Genomic DNA, 2,301 nt, shown 5'->3' on the forward strand with positions numbered 1-2,301 from the left:
CTCGCCCGTTGAATACGCGCAATTTTTACAAATTTCGAGAAGAATTACCGAGTTTGACGATTTGGACGTCACACTCTCCGCCCGCTATTTTTCCGCATTGTGCGAACATTTTCCGCAGTTGAACTCGCAACTCAACGCCCTGTTCATCCTGAGCCAGCAAGCCGCCGATGCGGAAACCTTGAACCGACATGCGATTGAACAGGGGCAAAGGGAGCTTATCCAGGCAATTGTGACCGCGTGGTATACCGGAACCGTAGATCCTTCAAGCGCCGAGCAGGGGCAGTTGATTAGTTATAAAGAGGCGCTGATGTATCGCACGGTTCAGGATGCCCTGATTGTGCCGACCTGGTGCAATTTTGGCCCGCTGTGGTGGACCGGCTTGCCGCCGGGCGTTACCCGCCAACCTTCCATTCCCGCAACAGATTTGCCTGCCGTAGCCGATAAAAAATATGAGGATCGCGTGTGAAAAGCCCAATAATTAATGCTTCCGGCGATGCAGAGGCCGATGTCGTCATTGTCGGTTCCGGTATTGTGGGCGGTCTGATGGCGGATGCTTTGGTAAGCCAGGGCTACTCGGTGCTGGTACTTGAGGCAGGCCCGCGCATTGAGCGCGCGCAGGCTGTGGAAAACTGGCGCAATATGCCACTGCACAATCGTGCGGGGTCGGATTTTCAGGGGCTTTACCCGCAATCGGAGTACGCCACCGCGCCGCTCTATTTCCCGGAGAACGACTATATCAAACTGACCGGCCCCAATGGCTCAGGCTTTAAACAGGGCTATTTGCGTGTGGTGGGGGGAACCACCTGGCACTGGGCCGCTTCTTGCTGGCGCAACCATCCCAATGATTTTCGCATGAAATCCCTCTATGGCGTGGGGAGAGACTGGCCTATTTCCTACGAAGATATCGAACCGTGGTACGCGAAAGCCGAAGAGGAAATAGGCGTTGCCGGCCCGAATAATCCGGAGTGGCAGTCCCCTGCGGAACGCAGCGGGCCTTACCCGATGGACATGGTGCCCTGGGCCTACGGCGACAGACGCATTGCTGAGATTGTTAATCCTCACGGCTTTAAATCGGTGCCCATTCCGCAAGGCCGCAGCACCCGGCCCTGGAATGGACGGCCCACCTGCTGCGGCAATAACAATTGCCAGCCGATTTGCCCGATTGGAGCCATGTACAACGGCATTCACCACGTTGAACGGGCCGAACACAAGGGGGCGAAGGTGATCCCCGAGGCGGTGGTGTACAAAATTGACACCGACGACAATAACCGCGTCACCGCCGTTCACTGGTACGACACGGCGCATAACTCCCATCGGGCGATCGGTAAAGCGTTCGTTCTGGCCTGCAATGGGATTGAGAACCCGCGCTTACTGCTGCTGGCGGCCAACGAAAAGAACCCGAACGGCATCGCGAACAGCTCGGATCAGGTGGGGCGCAACATGATGGATCACTCTGGCCTGCACTGCTCCTTCCTGGCGCGAGAGGCCCTATGGGTTGGCCGCGGCCCGGCGCAGAGCAGCTGCATGGTGGGATATCGTGACGGCGCGTTCCGCAGCGACCACTCCGCCAACAAGATCATCATCAACAACATCAACCGGGTGATCCCCTCCGCCCTTGAAGTACTGAAATCGGGCAAGGTCGGCAAGGCGCTGCAGGATGAAGTGCGCGATCGCGCCAGCCGCTCGGTGGATCTCTCCATTAGCCTGGAACCGCTGCCGGATCCGAACAACCGTCTTACTCTGAGCTCCACCCGCAAAGACAAGCATGGCCTGGCCTGCCCGGACATCCACTACGACGTCGGCGATTACGTGCGCAAAGGGCTGGAAGTGGTCAAAACCCAGCTACGGCAGATTGGCGACTTGTTCGATGCGCAAGAGTTTGTGATTAACGACAAGCTGAATGCCAACAACCACATTATGGGCGGCACGATCATGGGCAGCGATCCCACGAACTCGGTGGTGAACGGCAATTGCCGCGCCCACGATCATGACAACCTTTGGATCCCGGGTGGAGGCGCCATGGTTTCAGCCAGCGTTGTCAACACCACGTTGACGATGGCGGCGCTTGGACTCAAGGCGGCCAATGACGTACTTCGAGCCCTGGAGAGCAAATGAATAAAATCACCCATTCGCTGGCAGCGACGCTGCTGCTGGGAAGCGGCTTCGCGGCGCATGCCCAGGACGGCGATCTGATCGCTAAAGGGCAAGCGCTGGCTATCGCCTCGGACTGCATGGCCTGCCATACGAATACGCAGCAGCAGGGCAAGCCTTTTGCCGGGGGGTACGGCATTGCTTCTCCCA

The 2,301-nt window shown here is 58.0% G+C and carries 2 protein-coding genes and 1 pseudogene; all 3 read left to right on the forward strand.

Annotation, left to right across the window (positions count from 1 at the left end; genetic code table 11):
- On the forward strand, positions 1–466 hold a 466-nt coding region (locus tag ADK28_RS00250), incomplete at its 5' end, for a sugar dehydrogenase complex small subunit (protein ID WP_048794586.1).
- On the forward strand, positions 463–2,115 hold the full coding sequence (locus ADK28_RS00255; protein ID WP_048794587.1) for a GMC family oxidoreductase: 1,653 nt from the start codon (positions 463–465) through the stop codon (positions 2,113–2,115). The genes ADK28_RS00250 and ADK28_RS00255, both read left to right, overlap by 4 nt.
- Positions 2,112–2,301 (forward strand): annotated as a pseudogene (locus ADK28_RS00260) (cytochrome c); the annotation flags it as partial. The gene ADK28_RS00255 and the pseudogene ADK28_RS00260, both read left to right, overlap by 4 nt.

The organism is Serratia sp. 506_PEND (assembly GCF_001076875.1).
In the GTDB taxonomy this organism is placed as follows: domain Bacteria; phylum Pseudomonadota; class Gammaproteobacteria; order Enterobacterales; family Enterobacteriaceae; genus Serratia; species Serratia marcescens.